The organism is Pleomorphochaeta naphthae (assembly GCF_055396005.1).
Window position 1 is genome coordinate 2,477,951 of the sequence record NZ_AP042457.1, and the last position, 23,440, is coordinate 2,501,390.

A 23,440-nucleotide genomic window follows, 5' to 3' on the forward strand; every position below is an offset into this window, starting at 1 on the left:
TATTTATATTTTTAAATACGTTTTTCTCTATCAAATGGTATACCTAAAGCAGCAGGCTCTTGCTTCTTTTTATCCCTTGAAAATGCCAAAGTAAGAATTACTAAAACATATGGAAGCATAACTGCAAATTCATAAGGGAAATTAATACCTTGACCTTGAACTGCCAATTGGAAACTTTGTGCTAAAGAGAATAAAAGTGCTCCCCACATAATTTTAATAGGATCCCAATGCCCAAAATAAACTAAGGCTACTGCGATAAATCCTCGACCTGCAATCATCTCATCACTGAACATTTTAGCTTGACAGAGAGATAAATAAGCTCCTGCTAAACCAGCTAATGCACCTCCGACAGCTAATGCTTGGAATCTAACTTTATTGACATTAATTCCTAAACTATCTGCTGCTCTTGGATAAGTACCTACAGCTCTAACTTTCAAGCCCCAAGGAGTTTTGAACAAAATGTAAACCGATAAAGGCACAAACAAAAAAGCTATGTAAACTAAAATATTGTGAGAAAATAAAATAGGTCCTAAAATCGGAATTTTTGATAATAAAGGTATATTTAAATTTCCAATTCCTGGAATACTTTGTGTTCCACCTACAAAGTGTCTAAATAAAGTTCCAGCAGCACCTACACAGAATAATTGCATTCCAATTCCAGCTATACCCTGTTTAGCTTTAAAAGTAATTACTACTACACCAAAAACTAAGCCTAATAAAGCACCAATTAAAGTTCCTGCTAATATACCATAGAAATTATATATTTCAGAGGTCGCTCCACCTTGGCCAACAGAATAAGGAACTAACATACCAATAAAAGCTCCCATTGCCATAATACCTTCACAACCAAGATTAAAAATACCTGATCTCTGGTTAAACATCTCTCCTATACTAGCTAACAACAATGCTACACTAAAAGGAATTCCCAAGGCTAATATATTCACTATAAAATCCATTATTTAGCCTCCTCAGCATGAAATTTTTTCCAAATTTTATCCATTAAATATTTATCATTCAAAACTTGTTGTGCTGCAACAATTACTAAAATTATAATTCCTTCCAATACTTGAACCATATTAGCGGGAACTCCAACCATTCTCTGTGTCATATCAGCACCAACTAATAATAAACCAAAGAAGAAAGAAGCGGGCAAGATTCCAACAGGGTGTAGACCACCAAATAAAGCAACTACTAACCCAGAAAAACCATAACCACTAGTAATTCCTTCAATAGCCCTATGATGAACGCCTAATACTTCAACACTTCCTGCAAGTCCAGCAAAAGCTCCAGAGATTATCATAGAAATGGTTATAAAATAAGTAACTTTTATTCCACCATATTTAGCGGCCTTACTACTTGCGCCAGCTGCTCTAAGTTTATATCCAAATGAAGTTTTCCATAATAAAATATAAATCAAGATTGCTAAAAATATTACTAAAAATAGACCAGAGTGTAATCTAGTTCCGGTAATAAGCCTATTTAGCCAAACATTTTTATCAAATCTCATTGATTGAGGAGTTCCACTACCTAAGGTTAATTCAGCTGGATCTATCATTGGTCCTCTCAAAAAGAATGTATAAATTTGTGCTGCAATATAATTTAACATAACCGTAGATAATAATTCACTAACCTTTAATCTAGCTTTTAGTATCCCAGGAATGAATCCCCAAAGACCACCACCGATGACTCCAGCTAAAAAAATAATTAAAATATTAAAAGGTCTAGGGATATTATAAAAACTTAGGGCAGCAGCGGTTGCTGTTAATATACCAATAGCCATTTGACCTTCGGCTCCAATATTTATAGTACCTGATCTGTACGCTACAGTAATACCTAAAGCTATTATTGAAAGAGGTATAGCCCTAATTATAACTTCTGTTAATTGTATTTTATTTTTAAGAGGTTCAGTCAATATTACTAAAAATGTTTTAAATACATTGGCATCAATTGTAATTAAAATAATAGAACTAATTAATAAGGTAGCAATAATAGCTAATAAAATAATTGATGTTTTATATAAAATTTTAAACTTTTTATTCATTACTTACTCCTGCCATTAACATACCAATTTCTCTCCTTGTCGCTGTCTTAGCAGGAAGGACTTTTTGAATATGGCCTTTAAATATAACTGCTATATTATCAGAGAGATTCATTATTTCGTCCAATTCTTCGCTAATTAATAAAATACCAACACCATTTTTTCTCATTTCAAGTAATTTTGAATGAATAAATTGTGCAGCCCCCATATCTAAACCTCTAGTAGGATAAACAGCTACTAAGAATTTAGGATTTCTAGCAATTTCTCTAGCTAAAATAACCTTTTGAATATTTCCACCAGATAGAGCACCTGCACTCAATGAAGTGTTTACACATCTAATATCAAATTGTTCTCTAAGTTTTTCTGCATTCTCATTTATAGCTTTGTTGTTAATAAAAGACCGTTTTGAAAATTGATCACTTTCTATATCTTTCAAAATTAAATTTTCTTTAATTGAAAAAGAAGGAACAATTCCTTCAGTATTTCTGTCCTCGGGAATATATCCCATCCCTTTTTTTATAATATCTATAGGCAAAGAATTTTCAATGTGTTCATTAAAAAATAAGATTTCACCTTTATTTACTTTTTTAAGGCCATTAATAATTTGAGCTAATTCAAGTTGACCGTTTCCAGACACACCTGCAAGCCCCATTATTTCACCGGCTCTAACTTTCAAATTTAAATCATTTAAAGCTAAAAAGCCCCTTGGACTTTTAACATTGACACTCTTCAATTCTAAGGCATAGTCTCCAAACTCTTTTGTCTCATTATTTTCTGGCATTTTTACTTCTCTACCAGTCATCAATGCTGCAATATCTGAAGAACTATAATCATCAGTTTTTCCATAAAATACAATTTTACCATGTCTTAAAATCGCAATTTTATGAGACAACTCTTTTACTTCTTTTAACTTATGAGATATAAAAATCATTGGAAGTTGTTTATTTAAGGACTTTAGAAGAATAATTAATTCATCTATCTCCTGTGGTGTTAAAGCACTAGTAGGTTCATCAAGAATTAAAAATTTAGCACCTAAACATAATGTTTTTACTAATTCAACTTTTTGTTGTTCACCAACAGATAACTCCCAAATATATGCATCAGGGTTTACTATTAAATCATACTTATCCCCAATTTCTTTTATCTTGCTTTCAACAAAATCCATATCGATTTTGATTTTATTCCAAGCCTTCTTCAATCCTAAAGCAATATTTTCTTTAACTGTGAGATTTGGAACTAACATATATCTTTGATGGACCATTCCAATTCCATGACCAAAAGAATCATTTGGAGATGTGAAACAAACTTTTTGTCCATTTAAAATAATGCAACCACCATCACTTTGATATAATCCCATCAACACATTCATTAATGTTGTTTTACCGGCTCCATTTTCACCAACTAAAGCAAAAATCTCACCTTCATTTACTTCAATAGTTACATCATCTAAAGCTTTCATTCCAGGGAAAGTTTTAGTAATATTTTCCATTCGTAGACTTTTAATCTTATCCATAATGCACCTTGTAGTTTGTAAAAAGGACACCTATATAGTATAGATGTCCTTATTCAATCATTATTTCTTATAATAGAGAATAATCTACGCTCTTCCAATCAACAGAATTTGGATTATTTATAAATTCAGAAATCTTAGCATCAATTGCATCAACTAAATCATCATCATATAGATTACTTAAAGCGTCATTAAAGTCAAAGATAAAACCACCGTTTGCAAAATTCATAGGTACGCAGTATCCACCCTTAACACCATTTTGAACATTTTCAACTAAAGAAACGATAACTGGAGCATAATCATAAGATGATGCTGCAACACATTTCATTTTACCTTCTTCCATATTTAACTGAGCTAGATCTTGGCCAACCCACCAAATATCTTCATCTGGAAAGTCTGCTGTAGCTCTAAGTGCACCTAAGGCTTGTTGAGAAGAACCTGTAAGTACATCAGCTCCAGCTTTAATTTGAGATTGAGCTACTTGACCAGCTTTAATATAGTCAGAGAATGATCCTGTGTGAGCAACCATTATTTCAACATCAGGATTAACACTTTGTGCACCTAAAACAAAACCCCTATTATAACGAGCAGAATCACCACCATCAACAGGACCTACAACTCCAAGAACTTGGTCTTTAGAAATTGTAGCAGCAATCATACCTGATAGGTAACCAGTCTCTTCACTCTCTGGCATATATGTTACAACATTTTCAGGACCAACTTCTGCACTTGTACCAAAAGCAAAAGTTACATCAGGGAATTCATCAGCCATTTCTAAAATTAAATTTTTATATTGAGCACCATGACCAATAATAATGTCATATCCATCAGCTACATATTGTCTAGCAGCTGAACCAGCATCAACTGGTTTCATTTTTTCACTGTAACTGTATTCAATTACACCAGGTAATTCTTCTTGTGCTCCAAGGATTCCATCATGCATAGCTTGACACCAACCCTTATCATCAATGGTGTTTTCAACTATTAAAGCAACTTTAACTTTACCATCGTCTTTTACGGCTGTAGTCTCTTCACTACTTCCTTGAGCAAATAGTGTTGTAGATAATACGAACAACATTAAACTTAACGCAACAACTTTTTTCATAACAGTTTTCTCCTTAGTGTATATGAAAATATTGAGAGGAAATTCCTCTTAATTCCAAAAATTTAAATGATCTTTTAAAATAGCTTTTTTAAGGTCTTCATCTTTTGTAGGACCACAAACTATCATATTTCTTTGACCATGTTCCAAAACTTTATCGCAAGGTAAATCAAAAGTAGGATTTTCGCTGTGATTTTTTGTACAGCTCAACAACTCAGCTTCAGTTAAACCAAAAACGATTCTTCCAACATTAGTCCAATAAACAGCTCCTGTACACATTACACATGGTTCAAAATTTGTGTATAGACTACATGTTTCTAAAAATTCTGGGCTATATCTCTTGCCTGCTTCAATCATTACAGCAGTTTCTGCATGTAAACACGGGCTAGCATTTTTATTATTTCCTATCTCAATTAAGATATTTCCATCTTTATCAGCTAAAAGTGCTCCAAAAGGATGACAGCCTCTCTCAACAGCTTCATGTGCTATACGAACAGTTTCATAAAGTAATTTTATATCTAAATCAGTCAATTCATTTTTAATAATTTGAGGCATAGCTACTCCATTTTTTAAAAATTATAATATATTTATTATATTTTTCAACTATTTTTTTTAATTGAATATATATTCATATAATAATTTTGTATAAATATACACATATTATACAAAACAATCAATAGGGTAATAAATTTGTTATATTTTACTTAAAATGAATTGAATAATAATCATTTTAAAAGAATTTTGCTAAAGTTTTATATAACAATTCTTTTTCAATAGGTTTAGCCAAATGAGCATTCATTCCAACATAAATACTTCTCTCTACATCTTTTGAAAAAGCATTTGCACTTAATGCAATAATTGGAACTGTCTTATTAAATTCTCTAATTCTTTCTGTTGCTTTAGTTCCATCTAATACTGGCATTCTAATATCCATTAATATGGCATCAAATATATTTTCTTTTGCAAGAGAAACACCCTCAAGTCCATTATTAGCTATTGTAACAATTGCATTTTTTTCTTCTAATAATTTTGAAATAATGATTTGATTAATTTTTACATCTTCACAAACAAGGATTCTTTTTTTATTGAATTTAACCTCATAATTTACAGTATTTTTATGTTTTCTATATTCTACAAGTTGTTCTTCTGTTGGAATACCAAGAGGTAATTCAATATAAAACGTTGTACCTTTTTTTAATTCTGATTCGCATCTAATTTTACCATTCATAGCTTCAACTATGTTTTTAGTAATAACTAAACCAAGCCCTGTACCACCTTCAGCTTCTGATAAAATATTATGTTCTTTTGAAAAAGGTTGAAACATATTCTTTTGAAACTCTTTGCTCATGCCAACACCATTATCGCTTATTGTATGATATGCTGTAGGTTGTCCATTTATGTCGTTTTTTACTATCAAAGACCATTTCACAGTACCACCTTGAGGAGTGTACTTTATTGCATTATTTAATAAATTTACTAGAATTTGTTTAAATCTCTTTTCATCAAAAATAAGTAATCGCTTATCAATTTCTCTTTTTGCTGAGCATATCAATTTTATGTTTTTCTCATTAGCTCTTAACTTAACAATTCTCTCTATTGATTTAGCTGTACTTCCAAATTCTACAATTTTATTATCTATATCAATCGTATTTGATTCAATTTTTTGAAAATCTAATAAATCATTGACTAATGATAATAAATAATCTGCATTTTCTTTAATTTGATTAAAATATTCTCTAAACTTAGTAGTATCATTTTCTTCCAATCCAAAATCAGACAAACTTAATATAGCACCTAAAGGAGTTCTCATGTCGTGACTCATTCTAGATAAAAATTCTGATTTAGCTTTATTTGCTATTGATGCCTCGATTTTTGCATGTGAAAGTTTTTTATTAATTTTTTCTAGTTTTTTATTTCTATTTTTTTCTTGAAGTGCTAAATCAGTAACATCATAAACTACTGTATATAAACTATTATCAGAAGATCTAAAAGAAAAAACCCTTTTGAAATATTTTTGATTATCTTTTTCTATAACATATGTAGTTGAATAATTACCTGTTTTAATCAATTTTTCTATTTCTTCACAGCTTATTAACTTAGGATTCCCATAATATGTTTTAATTTTAAAATTCTGTTGTAAATAATTGTCGTACTCTTCAAATGAATAACGGCTATATCCTTTTGGAAAATTCAAGAAATTATTTGACCTCGCTAAAACTACACATGTTTTAGTAAGGGGATCTTGCCTCATTACAAATTCATTTTGCTCAGTAACGATAGCTTTTAACATTTTTTCCATTTCTAATCTTTGAGTTATATCATATACCTTTACTATCGCTAAGGTATGCTTTGTTATAGGATCTTCAATAAAACTATAACTTGCTCTTATAGTAACAATTTCTCCTTTTAGTTTTTGATGATATTCAACAGTCTCAGTTTTTAATAAAGATGCATTTCTTCTTATTTTTTCAAGATTATAAAATTGAAGAAATTTTTCTTTATCTTCCTCTCCAACTATGCTTGGATAAAAATATTTAATAACTTCATCAAATGATTTTCCTTCATTACAGGTTACATTTTCATCAAGAAAATAAAAGCTTATTATCCCTGTTTCTATATCAAACCCATACAATGCACCAACATCAATATTTGAATTATGTTTATAAGATATTAATGATTTATATAAATTAAATAATCTCTCATTTCTCTTTTCAGAAGTAATATCTCGTATATATTCTATATATGCTTCTTGCCCATCCCAAACAGTTTCTACTAAATGAACTTGAATTTGCATATTGAAATATTCACACTCTATTTCAAATAAATCACCTTCAGAATTATCAAGTTTTATTGGACAATATTCACACGGATTGTCTCTATTTCTAAAAAACTGGTAACAAGGTATTGTGTCTCCAACTGATGAATCATGAGAAAATAATAACTTAGCAGCTTTATTTAAGTATAATATTTTAAAATCTTTTTTAGCTATTATAGCTATTGCATTTAGACTATCTTCTGCAATACTAAGTTGCTGTGATTCTATTTTTTTATGGTGAGAAATTGAATTTTCAAGATTTGAAGTTACTTTTGAATATAAAAAATAGAGATATTTCTTATCTTCTATAGTTTTAACAGTTATTACAAGATGTAGTAAAAAATATGAATCATTATCATTTGTCCTAGATCTATAACTAATATCATATGATGAATTCTTTAAGGACACGACTTCGTTAAAAAACTCGATCAATTTTATTCGATCATCTTTATGCGTAAAATAACATAACTCTGTGTTCAATAAAGATAAGGCCTCAGCTTTAGTTTGACTAAAAAAATCACAATAGCCTTTTGATACTAATATAAAATTTAATTTAGAATCTTGCACAATACCAATACTAATAGGAATTGGCATATTTTCTACATTCATTAGTTGCTCATTATTCAAAATAAAATTCACACCAACCTCCTCTCAGTTTTTGATAGATAAATAATTATAACATGCCTATCTTTCGTTCACAACAAAAGAGGCCCTTATTTTCTATCTTAAGATTGTGCGGCTTTACTTTATTTAAGATTAACCATAGCTAATGAAGTTTTAAAATAATTGCTTAATTTTTTATCTTCACAATATATAAAACACCCTTTTAAACCTCTACTCATCAAAGTTCTATATGTATTTCTAATAATTAAATCAATTTGCTTTAAGCACTTTTCATCGCCTTTTTTAGCTTTTGTCACTAAGCCAGATAATGATTTATCTGTTTTTGCCCTTTGTGTAAAATCTGTAATAACTTTACCATTTTCAAATCTAAGGTCTTTTCCTACGATAACTCCAACATATGAAAATTCTAATCCTTGACAAGTATGTATACACCCTACCTGGTTTATTGAACCTTTATCTATTGCATATGGAGTATTACTATTTAAATTCCATTGCATCTGAAAAGCACCAATTTTAATATCGATTTTGTCCCTATCTTCTTTCTTTTTACTAATCCAATTCCAACAATAACCTGCAACAATTCTAGATTTATTATCTTCTTTATTTTTTTCTCGAATCAATATTTCTAACTCTCTAGCTGAATCTACCACCCTAAAATCATAATTAATATCTTCTAAAAAATAATTAGCTGTTTCTCTGATCCTAAGAGTGTTATCTAGCCAAGAAAGGTAGCCATCAGAACCACCACATCTAAATTGACTAACTAATTCATTAATTTCATAAAAAGCTTTTTCTTTTTTACTCCATTTGATAATTTCATCAACACTTCCTATATCTTTTGATGTGACTTTTTGCTCTTCATCTATAAAAAAAACAGAAGTCAATGCAGAGTGTATTATCTCTTTTATTTGATTTTCACCAAGATTTGAAAACATTCCAGATTTGGCGTTTAATCTATGAGCTTCATCACAAATTAACAAGCCAAATTGATTATTTTCACAGTTTGTAAAAGATCCTGAACTTAAGAATAAGCCATTTATGTATTTTTTAGTAAAATCTTCACCGATGAGCAAAGAACTAAAAACATCTCTTGGTGCTTTATTTTTAGTGACATAACTTGAATAATATCCTTCTTGTATAGCTTGCACTAGTAAATTAATTGCTACTACAGTTTTTCCTGTTCCTGGCCCTCCTTTAACTATGATAACTCTCTTTTTTTTATCTTTTTGAGATAGCCTATGAGCATTTAAAACTTGTTCATATATAACTTTTTGCTCATCTATCATTATAAACTCAGGATTATTATGTAACATGTTAATGAGACAATCTTGAAGAGATTTAGAAGGCTTTAATTCTCCTTCATCAACACTTTTTAAAGATATAAGTTTATCACCATATTTTATATGTTTTTTTATAAAGGTTTTTAAATCATTAGCTTCTGTCATTCTAAATACAGGAGCTCTATCTATTACTTGTTTATATACTTTATCGATTAGAGGATCATTTTTTATAGGATAGTAGTTATGTAAATAAGCACAAGGTTCTAATTGAATTTCTGTATCTTGAATGTAACTATTATTATTTTTTAGCAATTCTACATAAGACCAAACTTGATAACTAGGGTGCGTTACATATTTATTAGATTTTCCAACAAAGGTCTCAACAACTTGGTCTAAACTATCTACCTTACTTATTTTTGACCATTGCTTTAATTCTATAAACACTAATTCTTGATTATGATTTTCATCATATCCACTTATTATAAAATCAACTCTCTTTGATGAATTTGGTATATTATACTCTACTGCAACACCTGCATCAGAGGGAATATCTTCATCTTGAACTATGTCTTTCATAGCCCTTAGAGAATTTAACCAAGAGTTAGTCTCAGAAAACCCCACTCTTCTATTCATTTTTTCATACAAGTTTTTTTGTAATTTATTTACATATATTCCACTCTCAACTTCTTCAATAAATCCTTTTTTAGTATTTTCATAGATAATCATAAGAGCCTCTTTGTTATATTCAACTATTATTCTACAGTAACACTCTTTGCTAAATTTCTTGGATGATCTGGATCATTACCTCGGTTTACTGAGCAATAATAAGCATAAAGTTGGGTTACTATTACACTTAATACTGGAGACAGATAAGATTCTGTTTTTGGAATCCCAAAGACTGTATCAGCTACTGTATCAAATACAGAATTGCCTTCAAAAGTTATTGACAATACTTTAGCTCCTCTTGCTTTTACCTCTTTTATATTAGAGTCCATTTTATCATATAATTTCTCATTACAGCAGGTTGCAACTACTAAAGTATCTTCATCAACTAATGCTATAGGTCCATGTTTTAGCTCTCCTGCTGCAAAAGCTTCTGAATGAGTGTAATTTATTTCTTTTAATTTCAAAGCTGATTCAAGAGAGATAGCAAAGTCACTTTGTCGTCCAAAATAAAATACTTTTGGTTTATTGAATTGACGAGCAGCAAACTTTTGAATTTCCTCTTGTCTATCAATAATTAATTGAGCTTTTTCTGGTATGGTCTCTAATTCTTTCATAAGAGCTTTAGACATTTTTTCATCTTTTGTTAGAGCACAGGCTAAAAGATAAACACACATCAATTGAGTTGTAAAAGCTTTCGTTGAAGCTACTGCAATTTCAGGCCCTGCTTGTGTGTACATAACATAATCAGCTTCTCTTGAAACTGTTGACCCAACTACATTCGTAATTGCAATAATATTAGCTTTTTTTCTTTTAAAAATTCTCATTGCCTGAAGGGTATCTGCAGTTTCTCCTGATTGAGAAATTACTATGCATAAATCATTATCAAAAATTATAGGATCTCTGTATCTAAATTCTGATGCTACATCAACTACAACAGGGATTTTTGCATAATGTTCAATTGCATATTTAGCAACAACTCCTGCATGATATGCTGTACCACAGCCAACTATTACCACACGTTTAGCATTTTTTACTGCGTCGGTTATTGCTCCTAAATCTAATTTTCCACCATACACCCTTGCTTTATATGTCTGCTCAAGCGCATAAGGTTGCTCAAATATTTCTTTAAGCATAAAATGCTCAAAGCCATTCTTTTGAGCTGATTGCATATCCCAATCTACATGAGTAATCTCAACATCTACAGTATTACCTTCTTCATCATAAATTGTGACATCATCTGGTGAAATTTTAGCTATATGATTATCTTCAAGATATTGCACCTCTCTCGTATATTCTAATAAAGGTGTAACATCACTAGCTAATAAATTATATTTTTCATGTCTCCCAATTATTAAAGGACAATCTTTTCTCGCTACAACTATTGTATTTGGTTCATTTTTACAAACAACGGCTAAAGCATAAGAGCCTTCTAATCTTTTTAGAGCTTCTGTTACAGCTAATAATAAATCTCCGTTATAATGAAAATCTATTAAATGAGCTATACATTCTGTATCCGTTTCACTTCTAAATTCTACATGATGTTTTTCTAACCATTCTCTAAGTTTAACATGATTTTCAATAATGCCATTATGAACAACAGCTATATCACCACTTATATCTGTATGAGGATGTGAATTAATATCACTAGGTTCTCCATGAGTCGCCCATCTAGTATGACCTATGCCAACAAAGCCCTCAATTGGTTTGTTCTCAACTAAGGCTTGCAGATTAGATAATCTTCCTTTTGCCTTCCTTATTTCAAGTTTATTATCATTTAAGAGAGCTATACCAGCTGAATCATACCCTCTGTACTCTAACTTAGACAAACAGTCTAATAAAATAGTAGATGCCTCTAACCCGTCTTTCCCATCTGAACAAAAGCCAACAATTCCGCACATAATTCCAACACCTTTTTATAAAATTACTTTTATTATAACAAATAATTAGATATATAAATAGTAAAAACATTTTAAGAAGAATTCTAACCTAGAATTTGAAAAAAAGATTTCTTTTAATCAATCAAATTTATTTGTTATTTTTTTTCTAATATAGCTATTTTTTCTAATTTTTTTTCAGTTTAGCTTAAAAAAAATATATCTATAAAAAGTTTATAAATGACTTATTACTTATTTTTTTTAAATTACTCTTGACCCTAACGTTAGGTAATAGTTTAAGGTAATAATATATTCTGATAAAGGAAAAGATAATGAAAATTAATGAAGTTGCTAAATTGGTAAATATAAGTGTTAGAACTTTACATTATTATGATGATATTAATTTACTAAAACCTAGCAAAATTAATTCATCAGGGTATAGGATTTATGATGATGAAAATTTGAAGAAGTTACAGCAAATTTTGTTTTTAAGAGAATTAGATTTTTCTCTTAAAGATATAAAATCTATATTGAATAATGAAAACTTTGATTTTCAGAAAGCTTTTATCAACCATAAAAAATTATTAATGATGAAGAGAAATAGATTAGATAATTTAATTAATTTACTAGACAAATACATAGAAGGAGAAGATACTATGAGTTTTAAAGAGTTCGATACAAGTGAAATCGAAAAAGCTAAAAAAGATTTTGAAGAAGAAGTTAAACAAAGATGGGGAAATTCTTTAGCCTATAAACAAAGTAAAAAAAGAACTGATTCTTATTCTAAAGGGCAATGGGAAGTTATTTCTAAAGAAAATAAAGAAATCTTTCAATCTTTTGCTAATTTAAGAAGTGAAAAAGTTAGTTGCGATGAGGTTCAAAATCTAGTTCAAAAATGGAAAGATTTTATAAACAAATACTATTATGATTGTTCTAATGAAATGCTTAGATCTTTAGCTACTTTATATATAAGTGATGAAAGATTTAAAAAAAATATTGATAAGTATGGAGAAAATACGGCCCAATTCATATCCGATGCTATTATTTATTTTGTAAATAAATAATATTTTTATGAGAAAATAAGCTCAGAAAAAACTGAGCTTATTTATTCTTTCCACATTCTATTTTCTATTTAAAAAGGGAACTTAAAGCCTTATCATACATCTTATAATTTTCATAAGCCTTTATATATAGTTCGTGATTACCTATATTAGGTAAAAGTCTAGCCTTAATATTCTTACCACAATTTTCTATAGCACATTCATCAATACTTTTATCTTCCAATAAACTCAAAACTTGAATAGCGCCACCATATGCCGCACTTTCTTTTATTTTTGGAATCACTACTGGCACATTAAAAATATCACTTACCATTTGTGACCAAATTGGACTATTTGCTCCACCACCAATTAATATTATTTCTTTTACATCAAAGCCTAATTCTATAAAAGCATCTAATCCAATTTTCATACCAAAAACACCACTTTCCAATGCTGCTCTTGCTATGTTCTCCCTTGTATTATTTACTGTATTTAACCCTAGGATAGAAGCTTTGCCATTTGGATAGTTTGGGACTCTTTCTCCATTAAAATATGGTAAAATAGTGACTCCACCAGCTCCAATTTTTGCTTTTGCTGCTAATTCATCTAATTCTCTAACATTAATTTCAAAAAGTTTTCTGATTTCTTCTGAAACAACTGTACAATTCATAGTACATAATAAAGGTAAATAACCACCACTTGAAGAAATAAAAGCAGCTAATCTTGATTTCTTATCACTAACTAAGTTCTCGCTATATCCAAATAATGTTCCACTGGTCCCCATACTCATAACAAGAGAACCCTCATGGGTACAACCACAGCCAATGGCTCCCATCATATTGTCGCCACCACCACAAGAAACAACAACACCTTCACTTAATCCTAATTCTGTAGCAACATCTTTATCAACAATGCCTTGTTCTTCATTTGGTTTTATTATTTTAGGCAAACAAAGTGTTAAATCTCTTTCATTATCAATAGCTGATAAAATTTTTTTTGACCAACATCTATTTTTAACATCAAAGAAAGCAGTACCACTAGCATCACCTTCTTCCATTGTAATATTTTTTGTTAAATAATAATTAATATAATCATGGGGAAGCAAAATATATGCTAATTTATCATAAGCTTCTTTATTATGTTCTTTTAAATACAAAACTTTTGAAGCAGTATAACCTGGTAAAACTTGGTTTTGAATTTCTTCAAAAACTTCATCTTGGCCACCAACTTTATCAGTTATTTCATCACATTGAGAATGAGTAGATGTATCACACCATAATTTTACAGGTACTAATACTTCTTTGTTTTTATCTAAAGCAACAAATCCATGTTGTTGCCCAGAAACACCAATCCCTTTTATTTGTTTTTTTATATCTAATGGAATTTGATTAAAGCAATCTCTAATAGCATCTATATACCATGAAGCCATTTGCTCTCTAGTTCCATCTTCTTTTGAAATTATGTCATGTTCACTTGTTGCTTTTGAAATTATCTCTTTTTTTATAGAATCATAACATATCACTTTTGTACTTTGAGTACCACAATCTATTCCTGCAACTATAGACAAAATAAACTCCTATTTTTTTATAATCTATCAATGAATCCTGTTTCATATAAGATTTCAGATCTATCTAGGTCAATATCATTAGGATTTTCAATAAATTGAATAATCGTATCAACTGAAGCTTCTGCAATTTCTTTAACCGGTTGAGTTATTACAGAAATTGGATATTGTAACATATCAAACCATTTATTGTTATCATATGTAACAATTTTTACATCTTCAGGTATATTTAAATCAAGTTGTTCAATAGCTTTAATTGCTAAATGACAAACTCCAGAAGTTGCACAAATTAAACCATCAATTTTATTTTTTTTAATAAATTTTGAAATTATTTCAATCGAATTCACTTGAAAGTAATCAATTTTTTGAATCTTCGGAAGTTTATCTTGATATTTTTCTTGCCAACTTAACCTATAACCTAATTCTCTCTGATGTACACTATATACTTCTTGAGGATATCCAATAAATCCCACATTGCTACAATTATGTGAAAACAAATAATTTGAAGCAAAATAACCAGATTGTAAGTTGTTAATACCAAAAAACACTTTATTTACTGTTTCAAATTTTCTATCGAAACAAACAACAGGTACTTTAGTATTTTTTAGTCTAGGATCACAACAAAATGAATTTACAGGTGAAATAATTATTCCACTTACTCTCTCATTATCAAGTAATTTATTTATATTTTGCTTTTCTAACTCAAGATCATCTTGAGAATCACAAACTATAATAGAATAATTTACTTTACGACAATGATTTTCAATAGATTTAATAACTGATATTGAATAATCTTCTGTTATATCAGCTACGATAAGACCTATATATTTTGTTTTTTTTGAAAATCCCTTACCTTTTTCAAAAGATAGGTCTTCCATGGTCTTCTCAACAATCTTTCTTGTCTCAGGTTTAACAAATCTAGTATTATTAATTACATGTGAAACAGTTGAAATAGATACACCTGCAGCAAGAGCAACATCTTTTAAGGTAACTTTTTTATTTATACTCATTTTATCAGAGCTCCTTTCCCACAGATACATCCATTAATTGTAATTCATTCTATTTAATCTATCAATATATTTATTTTTATATTTTAGACTCAACTTCATTATATACTATCTTTATTTAATTTATTATCATCTTTTTTTTCACTAATATTTCCAACATGGGATTTAGTTCTTCTATTCTTTGACCAAATATCATATATTACTGCTAATGCAATTATTGCACCTCTAACTACTTGTTGTAAATAAGAATTTACATTTTGTAAATTCATAATATTATTTAAGAAGCCAACAATAAATGCACCAATTACTGTACCTCCAGCTGTACCAATTCCTCCAGAGAAACTAGTTCCACCTATAACAGAAGAAGTTAATGCAGTAAATTCATAATTTAATGCACCATTTGGAAGTCCTGCATTAACTCTAGACATAAATAGCACACCTGCAATTCCAACAAAAACTCCATTAATTAAAAATGCTACCATTTTATTTTTATTGACATTAATCCCTGAAGCGTTAGCAGCCTCTTCGTTTCCACCTATTGCATACAATGATCTTCCAAAAGCAGTATTTCTCAATAAGTACCATGTGAAAGCTAAAGTTAATACTAAAAATATTACTGGAGTTGGTATAAAACCAATTGAACCTTGTCCAACTTTTACATAATCCCCTAATTGATATATGTTTTGTCCATTTGTAAATAATAGAGCACCACCTCTAGCCATAGCTTGCATAGCCAAAGTTGCAATAAAAGGTGGAGTTTTAAATTTTGTTACCATAAGGCCATTTAAAAAATTACAACCAACTGCAACTAAAATAGCTACAGCAAAGGCAACAAACATAGAACTAGTACCTTGATATGCAGCAACAGATAATACCCCAGATAAAGCAAGAACTGATCCTGCAGACAAATCCAACATACCACAAATTATTAAAATAGTTTCTCCAAAAGCTAATATTGTTGTTACTGATATTTGCCTAGATACGTTTGACAAATTTCTTGGAGAAAAAAAGTTTTCATTTATGAATGTAAAAATTATAAACAAAACAACTAATACCATGAATATACTATATTTTTTTGTCACAGTAGACCAAATCTGCAAAAATTTCTTTGATTTTTTTTCCAAAACAAAACTCTCCTTATACCTAATTTACACCTGTTGCATAACGCATTATATTTTCTTGAGTGAAATCTTTTCTGTTTAATTCGCCTTGAATCTTCCCTTCAGCCATAACATAAATACGATCACACATACCCATTAATTCTGGCAACTCAGATGATACCATTATTAAAGCTTTTCCTTCTTTTACTAAATCAGTCATTAATTTATAGATTTCAAACTTTGCTCCAACATCAATCCCTCTAGTTGGTTCATCTAAAATTAATACTTCAGGATTACTTAACATCCATTTTGCAAGAACAACTTTCTGCTGATTACCACCACTTAAAGCTTCAATTGCTGTAGATATAGAAGGTGTTTTTACATTCATTTTTTTACACATGTCATTTACATATTCTATCTCTTCTTTAGAATGTAAATAACCTTTATAAAAAACCTTTTTAAGAGAGGATAATGTTGTATTTTCTCTAATATCCCTTACAGGAATTATTCCAAATCTACGCCTATCCTCACTTAACATAACTAATTTATTTTTTATGCTTGTTGCAACATCTTTTATTTTTATTTCATTGTTAGATAAAAAAACTTTACCTTCATCAAAAGGATCCAACCCAAATAAAGCTCTCATTACCTCAGTTCTACCGGCTCCCATCAAACCAGCAAAGCCAACAATTTCTCCAGCTCTAACGTTGAAAGAAATATCAGAAAACACTCCATTTCTAGTTAAGTTTTTTACTTCTAATTTTTTATCACCAATTTTAATTTTTTCTTTAGGATAATTACTACTATCAAATTCTCTACCTACCATCAAATTAATAACTTTCTCAATAGTTAATTCTTCAACAGGCTTTGAATCAACAACCATCCCATCCCTTAAAACAGTTATATCATCTGCAATTTTAAAAATTTCATCCATCTTATGAGAAATATAAATTATAGAAACACCTTTTGCTTTAAGTTCTGCAATTTTTTCAAACAAGCTCTCTACTTCTTTATTAGATATAGCTGAGGTTGGCTCATCCATAATAATGATAGATGAATTATTTGATATTGCTTTTAAGATTTCTAACATCTGACAATCAGATACTGATAATTCTTTTACTTTTTGTTGCGGTTTATAAGAAAGTCCTTCGCTTTCTAATAATTCAACAGCATTTTTTCTTACAGCTTTCCAATCAATCTGATTGATTTTATTTTTTGGCCATTTCCCTAAAATTAAGCTTTCTTCAACAGTCATTTCTGGTACAAAATTTAATTCTTGGAAAATCATAGAAATCCCATGTTCTCTTGCTTGTATAGGATTTTTTATATCAACAACTTTCCCATCTATTTTTATTTCACCAGCATCTTGTTGATAAACACCATTAATTATTTTCATTAAAGTAGATTTACCAGCACCATTTTCTCCACAAAGAACATGAACACTAGAAGGTCTAACAGCAAAATTAATGTTGTCTAAAGCTTTTACCCCAGGAAAGGATTTTTCAATATTGGTAACTTCCAATTTATATTGACTCATTAATATTCCCCTGTATTTTATTTAGAACAGACCTATGAGATATATTAAATTAATATACCTCATAGTCTTTTTTTTTAAATCTTTATTTTTTTTATTTTATTGATCCAACTTCTTTATACATTTCAATATATTCATCAACATTATCTGCATTAACTAATGGACAATCAATATCAATATTAATTGGTTCTGCATTTTCATCAGTTAACAATGTATTTGCTGTAGCTAATAAATTAGAGGCTAAATCAAAGGCGCTTTGTAAACAAGTTGATGTCATTCTGCCATCTTTGATTAATAAACAAGCTTCTGCTGTACCATCAACGCCATATGCTAAAATATCTTTATATTCATCCATATCTTTTACTACTTCTAATGCACCTGCACACATATTATCATTCATTGAAATAATAGCATCAATTTTATCATTTGCTTGTACCCAGTCTTCCATATGAGCCATTGCTTCATCTTTATTCCAATTAGCAATTTGTTCTCCAACTATAGTAACATCAGAACGTTTGTCGAAGAATTCTTTTTGCCAAGAAATTCTTCTTTGATCAGCATGGAAGTTTCCAGGAGGGCCCAACAATACTACAACATTAGCATTTTTAGGAATTTGAGTTAATGCGGCTCTAGCATTTACTGCAGCTTGTTCATAAGGATCAGCATCTACGGATGAAGCTCCATCAATTCCAGAAATTCGAGCATTTGTAGTAATACAAATAATACCTGCATCAACAACTTTTTCAGCATAAGGTCTTTGAGATTCACCATTATTTGGCTGAATAATTATACAATCGAACTGGTTTGTTATTGCGTTTTCAATCATTGAATTTTCAATATCATCTGATGCTTGACCATCAAAAACACTTACTTCAATATTAGGATATTTTTCTGCTTCTGCTTTTACAGAATTAGCTAACCAAGCAGCAAAAGAATCTGCTTGTGCTCTAGCAATATAAGCAACTTTATAAACATCTTCCTTTTCTTCTGAAGAACCTCCAGCAAACAACATACTGAATGAAATACAGCTAATTAATATAGCTAATATAACTTTTTTCATAATTCATGACTCCTTTTTTAATTTATAAAAATTTTTCTCTGTGTCTAATACTATCATAGTATTTTAAGTTGTCAAGATTTTTTTTAAATTATTTATTTCCTTTTACTACATATAATTAGATATTTTTAAATAAGTATTTTTTTATCTAATTTGCGCAAATTATTTGAAAATGTTTAATAAAATTTTCTTGACTTTGTAATTTTTATATGCAAAGATAATATTATAAATAAGAAAAAGAAGGAAAATTGAATGAAAGCAGTAGTTCTTGAAGAAGTTGGCAAAATTTCAATGAGAGAGATTGATATTCAGGAAGAATTAACTCCCAATGATGTAAGAATTGAACCACAATGTGTTGGTATTTGTGGTAGTGATGTTCATTATTATAAATATGGCAAAATTGGAGATTTTATTGTAAATGAACCAATGGTTCTTGGCCATGAAGCAAGTGGAATAGTCACAGAAGTTGGAAAGAATGTAAAACACCTAAAGGTAGGAGATAGAGTATGTATGGAACCTGGTATTCCTAACTTCCAAAGTGCTGAAACTCTAAATGGTATGTATAATTTAGATCCAGAAGTTAAATTTTGGGCAACACCACCTATTCATGGATGTTTAAGAGATTCTTTTGTACATCCGGGTATTTTAACTTTTAAACTACCAGATAATGTGTCTTTCGAAGAAGGTGCTGCGGTAGAGCCAGTTGCAATTGGAATGTACTCTGCTAAAAAAGCACAGATTGAACCAGGAGATATCGCTTTAGTTATGGGTGCTGGAACTATTGGTATTGTAACTGCAATTTCAGCTCTAGCTTCCGGCTGTTCAAAAGTAATTATTACAGATATAAAAGATGACAAGCTAAATATAGTTAGAGAAAATTATCCATCTATAATTTGTGTTAATTCAAAAAAAGAAGATTTATATCAAGTAATTAGAGACAATACTATCAATGGTGTTGATATTTTCTTTGAAGCAACTGGAGCAAAAAATATTTTATCTAGTTTTACTAAATTTGTTAAACCAGGTGGTAAAGCGGTTTTAATTGGTATGCCAATTGAACCTGTTGCTGTAGATATAGTTGGTTGCCAAGCTAAAGAAATTACACTTTATACTATTTTTAGATATGTAAATATGTTTGAAAGGTCTCTTAGATTAATTAGTGCAAATACACTAAACGTAAAACCATTAATTACACATAATTATAGTTTTGACGATGCAATTAAAGCATTTGAATTTGCAGCAACTGAACCTAGTGATGCTATAAAAATTATGCTACATAAATAAAATTATTTTCAGTAAATGTAAAATAATAATTTCAAAATTAAATATTAAGCTCAGTTTTCGCTGAGCTTAATTTATTTTGAGTAGGATTAAATTACTCTAAGTAGATACAAGGAATCTAGTTGTTGATTTATTTAAGTTTAAATTCTAAAATAAAATATGGAAATTAGAGAATTAGATAAACTTGATTTAATCAGTTATAAAAAACTTAGACTTGAATGTCTCAAAGAATTCCCAACTTATTTTTCTAGTAGTTATTTAGAAGAATCTAAACTAACTAACGATATATGGTTAGAAAGGCTAAAAAAACAACCTGGTAAAATAAATCTAGGATTATTTTATGATAATAAATTAGCTTCTATGTTAACTTTAATTCAAGATAATAAAGAAAAACTAAGGCATCACGCATCAATTTTTGGAGTCTTTACTAAAAAAGAATATCAAAACAAAGGTTTTGCTTCTTTACTCATGGAATCATTATTAAATAAAATCGATAATGAAAAAGAAATTACTTGTATAACACTTCAAGTTGAAAGCGAAAATTATCAAGCTCAAAAGTTATACAAGAAATTTGGATTTATAGAAACAGGTATAATAAAAGATATAATTAAATATAATGATAAGTATTTTTCAATGAAAACCTTTCAAAGACTTACTCATTAATATTATACCTGAATCCGTATAGATTTCAAAATAAATAAAATATATTAACAAATGTATAGTAAATTATAGAATAAAATAGCCCCTTATGTTACAATTAAATTACTACAAAACAAGTAACAAGAGAGGCCAAATGATTGATTTTGATACTACAACAATTACACTAGAGAGAAAAGCAGGTTTAAACTTAATTTCTAAAATTTTAACATTTGCAATTATGAAAGTTAATGATAATGCTGAATATGATTTGGATACCCTTAAATCTAAAAGTCTTTTAGAAAATGAAACTATATATAAAACCTTAGTTGGTTTAAACTCTATGGGATTTACTAATTTTTCTAATGTAGAACAATTTAGAAATAATGAAGTATTTAAAGAATGTTTAAATCTTAAATTCACTCCTGCTCAAGAAACACTAAGATTGTATTTAGAGAAAGAACGTAGTGCAAATTTTATTGAACATTGTAATTTAGTTAATATTGAATTACTAAAGAAAGTTTCTTTCCCATGTGAAAAGATAAGTGAAAAATATATTCCATTAGATTTTGATGTAACACCTATGATTAATCCTAAATGCAATAAAGAAGAATGTTCTAGAACATATAAAGGGGAAGATGGGTTTGCACCACTTATGAGTTACTTAGGCTCTTATTGTATTGGAGCTGAACTTAGACCTGGAAAACAACATTCTCAAAAAGATTCAATACCGTTTGTTCAAAAGGTATTGGATAATGCTAAAGAGATACTTACTTTAGAAGATTATAGTAAAGTGTTGTGTAGATTTGATAGTGGTCATGATAGTGTAGAAACTATTAATGTACTTGATAAAAATAATGTTAACTTTATTATCAAGAAAAAATGTAGAAGAAACGACTATTCACAAGATTTATTAGAAAGAGCTAAATCATTATATGATAAAAAGATATCATATGATTATAGACAAACAACTGTATACTATGGTTATTTTACCCAAATGTATCCAGTAGGAAAAGAAGATGTTACAAATAAATCTCAAATAGCATTTAAGATAAAAGAGATTTATGAAGATAAAAAAGGTAATATATTATTATTTCCAGAAATAGAAGTAGAGCTTTATTGGACTAACCTTATTGAAGATGCAATAACAGTAGTTAATCTATATCATGATCATGCAACAAGTGAACAATATCTAAAAAACTGATTTAAACTTTGAAAGATTAGCAGCTATTACTAATGCTTATAACATTTTGAGAATAATTGGAGATATTACTTTATTAAATCAATTTTATTTACCTGAAGGAACTAAGGGTAATAAAGATAGAATTAGAATGAAGACAATATTAAGAGATATTATTTATACTTGTGCTAGATATATGAGAAAAGGAAGGAATATGGTACTTCGGCTATATAATAATAATCCTTGGACAGAGTTGTTAGTAAGAATTGATAAAATTATTAACATATATTTTTTGCTTTCTGTTTAACACTCAAATAATATAAATACAAAACAACAGAAATAATACTTCTAATATCAATTAGAAGAGTTTAGTATGACTGAAAAAAGTTGTATTTGTAAAAAAATTTAAAATATTGTTCTTACATCTATCTAAATATTGGAATAAAATATAAAAATAGAAATAGGTAAAACAAATAGACAAGAAAAAAATCCGTACTACAAAATAATTTATTAATAAAATAGCAAAAAATTAGCTATAATTATCAATTATTAAGATTTATACGGATTCAGGCATTTATTAAAAAACCTGAATTTCCACTTTCAATATTACAAGCTTCATAAAAACTATCAAAAAGTTGGAATAGTTTGAAATTTGGCATTAAGGCATGCTTACCTGGTTGAACGTAAAGCAGAATTCTATTCTCAGAATAAAAATTATTTATTTCAAGAATGGTAGATTTATAAAATTTACCATGAAAAGAGGATACTACTTTTTCAACGTTTTCATTTTCATTTAGATAAACAAAAACATGCTCTAAATCATATAAATGTTGAATATCATAAGTATAATATATTGCATATTCTATAACTATATTACTGTCTTTTCCGAATTTAAATTCATACTTTGAAGTTTTACTTTTTATATCTGTTCCTTTATGATAAATATTATAAAAAATGGCTTTTGGCAAAAATGGTTCATTTTTGTCAAAAAGCAATTTAGGAACATACTTTGTTATTAATTGATTCTCTTCTCTCATAACCTATCCTTTTTATAAATGATATACCAATTTACCCAAAAAATAAAAAACAAATTTAAAAAGTTTAAAAATTTGTTGTAAAAACAAAAGATATG

General features: G+C 28.9%; 19 protein-coding genes. 5 read left to right on the plus strand and 14 right to left on the minus strand.

Going from position 1 to position 23,440, the window contains the following annotated elements:
• Positions 1 to 11: 11 nt before the first annotated feature.
• The 8 genes from ACZ5SO_RS11320 to glmS form a co-directional block, all read right to left on the minus strand.
• On the minus strand, positions 12 to 956 hold the full coding sequence (locus ACZ5SO_RS11320) for an ABC transporter permease (RefSeq protein ID WP_464624716.1): 945 nt from the start codon (positions 954 to 956) through the stop codon (positions 12 to 14).
• Positions 956 to 2,041 carry an ABC transporter permease gene (locus tag ACZ5SO_RS11325; RefSeq protein WP_464624718.1) on the minus strand — a complete coding sequence of 362 codons (1,086 nt, stop codon included), beginning with the start codon at positions 2,039 to 2,041 and terminating at the stop codon, positions 956 to 958. Before ACZ5SO_RS11325 ends, ACZ5SO_RS11320 begins: the two co-directional genes overlap by 1 nt.
• Complete coding sequence (locus ACZ5SO_RS11330) at positions 2,034 to 3,551, minus strand: ABC transporter ATP-binding protein (protein ID WP_464624720.1); 1,518 nt, start codon at positions 3,549 to 3,551, stop codon at positions 2,034 to 2,036. Before ACZ5SO_RS11330 ends, ACZ5SO_RS11325 begins: the two co-directional genes overlap by 8 nt.
• A gap of 67 nt (positions 3,552 to 3,618) precedes the next feature.
• The gene (locus ACZ5SO_RS11335; RefSeq protein ID WP_464624721.1) at positions 3,619 to 4,653 is read right to left on the minus strand and encodes a BMP family ABC transporter substrate-binding protein; all 1,035 of its coding nucleotides are present in this window, start codon (positions 4,651 to 4,653) and stop codon (positions 3,619 to 3,621) included.
• Between the two features lie 48 nt (positions 4,654 to 4,701).
• Positions 4,702 to 5,205, minus strand: a complete 504-nt coding sequence (locus ACZ5SO_RS11340; protein WP_464624723.1) for a nucleoside deaminase — start codon at positions 5,203 to 5,205, stop codon at positions 4,702 to 4,704.
• A 175-nt stretch (positions 5,206 to 5,380) separates the two neighbouring features.
• On the minus strand, positions 5,381 to 8,104 hold the full coding sequence (locus tag ACZ5SO_RS11345; protein WP_464624724.1) for an ATP-binding protein: 2,724 nt from the start codon (positions 8,102 to 8,104) through the stop codon (positions 5,381 to 5,383).
• Between the two features lie 107 nt (positions 8,105 to 8,211).
• Positions 8,212 to 10,095 carry a DNA/RNA helicase domain-containing protein gene (locus ACZ5SO_RS11350; protein ID WP_464624725.1) on the minus strand — a complete coding sequence of 628 codons (1,884 nt, stop codon included), beginning with the start codon at positions 10,093 to 10,095 and terminating at the stop codon, positions 8,212 to 8,214.
• 26 nt (positions 10,096 to 10,121) lie between these two features.
• Entirely contained in the window at positions 10,122 to 11,933 is a 1,812-nt protein-coding gene (gene glmS, locus ACZ5SO_RS11355) for a glutamine--fructose-6-phosphate transaminase (isomerizing) (protein WP_464624726.1), read from the minus strand.
• 308 nt (positions 11,934 to 12,241) lie between these two features.
• On the opposite strand from glmS, the gene ACZ5SO_RS11360 reads away from it, so the two are divergent.
• Complete coding sequence (locus tag ACZ5SO_RS11360) at positions 12,242 to 12,973, plus strand: MerR family transcriptional regulator (protein WP_464624728.1); 732 nt, start codon at positions 12,242 to 12,244, stop codon at positions 12,971 to 12,973.
• A 64-nt stretch (positions 12,974 to 13,037) separates the two neighbouring features.
• Here ACZ5SO_RS11360 and xylB read toward each other — a convergent pair whose 3' ends face one another.
• The 5 genes from xylB to ACZ5SO_RS11385 all read right to left on the minus strand — a co-directional run bounded on the left by xylB (position 13,038) and on the right by ACZ5SO_RS11385 (position 19,214).
• Positions 13,038 to 14,516 (minus strand): xylulokinase, encoded by a 1,479-nt coding sequence (gene xylB, locus ACZ5SO_RS11365; protein ID WP_464624730.1) that lies wholly within the window; start codon positions 14,514 to 14,516, stop codon positions 13,038 to 13,040.
• 17 nt (positions 14,517 to 14,533) lie between these two features.
• Entirely contained in the window at positions 14,534 to 15,523 is a 990-nt protein-coding gene (locus ACZ5SO_RS11370) for a LacI family DNA-binding transcriptional regulator (RefSeq protein ID WP_464624732.1), read from the minus strand.
• 98 nt (positions 15,524 to 15,621) lie between these two features.
• A complete protein-coding gene (locus ACZ5SO_RS11375; protein WP_464624734.1) occupies positions 15,622 to 16,644 on the minus strand; it encodes an ABC transporter permease in 1,023 nt (340 codons plus the stop codon).
• Positions 16,645 to 16,663: 19 nt separating this feature from the next.
• Positions 16,664 to 18,157, minus strand: a complete 1,494-nt coding sequence (locus tag ACZ5SO_RS11380) for a sugar ABC transporter ATP-binding protein (RefSeq protein ID WP_464624735.1) — start codon at positions 18,155 to 18,157, stop codon at positions 16,664 to 16,666.
• Between the two features lie 91 nt (positions 18,158 to 18,248).
• Entirely contained in the window at positions 18,249 to 19,214 is a 966-nt protein-coding gene (locus tag ACZ5SO_RS11385; RefSeq protein WP_464624736.1) for a sugar ABC transporter substrate-binding protein, read from the minus strand.
• Between the two features lie 249 nt (positions 19,215 to 19,463).
• Between ACZ5SO_RS11385 and ACZ5SO_RS11390 the strand changes: the two genes are divergently transcribed.
• From ACZ5SO_RS11390 to ACZ5SO_RS11405, 4 genes are all read left to right on the plus strand, one after another.
• Complete coding sequence (locus ACZ5SO_RS11390) at positions 19,464 to 20,495, plus strand: NAD(P)-dependent alcohol dehydrogenase (protein WP_464624737.1); 1,032 nt, start codon at positions 19,464 to 19,466, stop codon at positions 20,493 to 20,495.
• Positions 20,496 to 20,651: 156 nt separating this feature from the next.
• Positions 20,652 to 21,155: a GNAT family N-acetyltransferase gene (locus ACZ5SO_RS11395; RefSeq protein ID WP_464624739.1), complete on the plus strand. Its 504-nt coding sequence runs from the start codon at positions 20,652 to 20,654 to the stop codon at positions 21,153 to 21,155.
• Between the two features lie 130 nt (positions 21,156 to 21,285).
• Complete coding sequence (locus ACZ5SO_RS11400) at positions 21,286 to 22,332, plus strand: transposase (protein WP_464624740.1); 1,047 nt, start codon at positions 21,286 to 21,288, stop codon at positions 22,330 to 22,332.
• A 46-nt stretch (positions 22,333 to 22,378) separates the two neighbouring features.
• Positions 22,379 to 22,615, plus strand: coding sequence for a hypothetical protein (locus tag ACZ5SO_RS11405; RefSeq protein WP_464624742.1), 237 nt, complete (start codon positions 22,379 to 22,381; stop codon positions 22,613 to 22,615).
• Positions 22,616 to 22,874: 259 nt separating this feature from the next.
• Here the strand turns inward: ACZ5SO_RS11405 and ACZ5SO_RS11410 are convergent, their stop codons facing one another.
• Positions 22,875 to 23,345 carry a hypothetical protein gene (locus ACZ5SO_RS11410; RefSeq protein WP_464624743.1) on the minus strand — a complete coding sequence of 157 codons (471 nt, stop codon included), beginning with the start codon at positions 23,343 to 23,345 and terminating at the stop codon, positions 22,875 to 22,877.
• Positions 23,346 to 23,440 lie beyond the last annotated feature (95 nt).

What these genes read in the sequence shown, in the direction of transcription:
- ACZ5SO_RS11320 (WP_464624716.1), bottom strand. Translation starts at nt 956, where the DNA reads ATGGATTTTATAGTGAATATATTAGCCTTGGGAATTCCTTTTAGTGTA.
- ACZ5SO_RS11325 (WP_464624718.1), bottom strand. Translation starts at nt 2,041, where the DNA reads ATGAATAAAAAGTTTAAAATTTTATATAAAACATCAATTATTTTATTA.
- ACZ5SO_RS11330 (WP_464624720.1), bottom strand. Translation starts at nt 3,551, where the DNA reads ATGGATAAGATTAAAAGTCTACGAATGGAAAATATTACTAAAACTTTC.
- ACZ5SO_RS11335 (WP_464624721.1), bottom strand. Translation starts at nt 4,653, where the DNA reads ATGAAAAAAGTTGTTGCGTTAAGTTTAATGTTGTTCGTATTATCTACA.
- ACZ5SO_RS11340 (WP_464624723.1), bottom strand. Translation starts at nt 5,205, where the DNA reads ATGCCTCAAATTATTAAAAATGAATTGACTGATTTAGATATAAAATTA.
- ACZ5SO_RS11350 (WP_464624725.1), bottom strand. Translation starts at nt 10,095, where the DNA reads ATGATTATCTATGAAAATACTAAAAAAGGATTTATTGAAGAAGTTGAG.
- glmS (WP_464624726.1), bottom strand. Translation starts at nt 11,933, where the DNA reads ATGTGCGGAATTGTTGGCTTTTGTTCAGATGGGAAAGACGGGTTAGAG.
- ACZ5SO_RS11360 (WP_464624728.1), top strand. Translation starts at nt 12,242, where the DNA reads ATGAAAATTAATGAAGTTGCTAAATTGGTAAATATAAGTGTTAGAACT.
- ACZ5SO_RS11370 (WP_464624732.1), bottom strand. Translation starts at nt 15,523, where the DNA reads ATGAGTATAAATAAAAAAGTTACCTTAAAAGATGTTGCTCTTGCTGCA.
- ACZ5SO_RS11380 (WP_464624735.1), bottom strand. Translation starts at nt 18,157, where the DNA reads ATGAGTCAATATAAATTGGAAGTTACCAATATTGAAAAATCCTTTCCT.
- ACZ5SO_RS11385 (WP_464624736.1), bottom strand. Translation starts at nt 19,214, where the DNA reads ATGAAAAAAGTTATATTAGCTATATTAATTAGCTGTATTTCATTCAGT.
- ACZ5SO_RS11390 (WP_464624737.1), top strand. Translation starts at nt 19,464, where the DNA reads ATGAAAGCAGTAGTTCTTGAAGAAGTTGGCAAAATTTCAATGAGAGAG.
- ACZ5SO_RS11395 (WP_464624739.1), top strand. Translation starts at nt 20,652, where the DNA reads ATGGAAATTAGAGAATTAGATAAACTTGATTTAATCAGTTATAAAAAA.
- ACZ5SO_RS11400 (WP_464624740.1), top strand. Translation starts at nt 21,286, where the DNA reads ATGATTGATTTTGATACTACAACAATTACACTAGAGAGAAAAGCAGGT.
- ACZ5SO_RS11410 (WP_464624743.1), bottom strand. Translation starts at nt 23,345, where the DNA reads ATGAGAGAAGAGAATCAATTAATAACAAAGTATGTTCCTAAATTGCTT.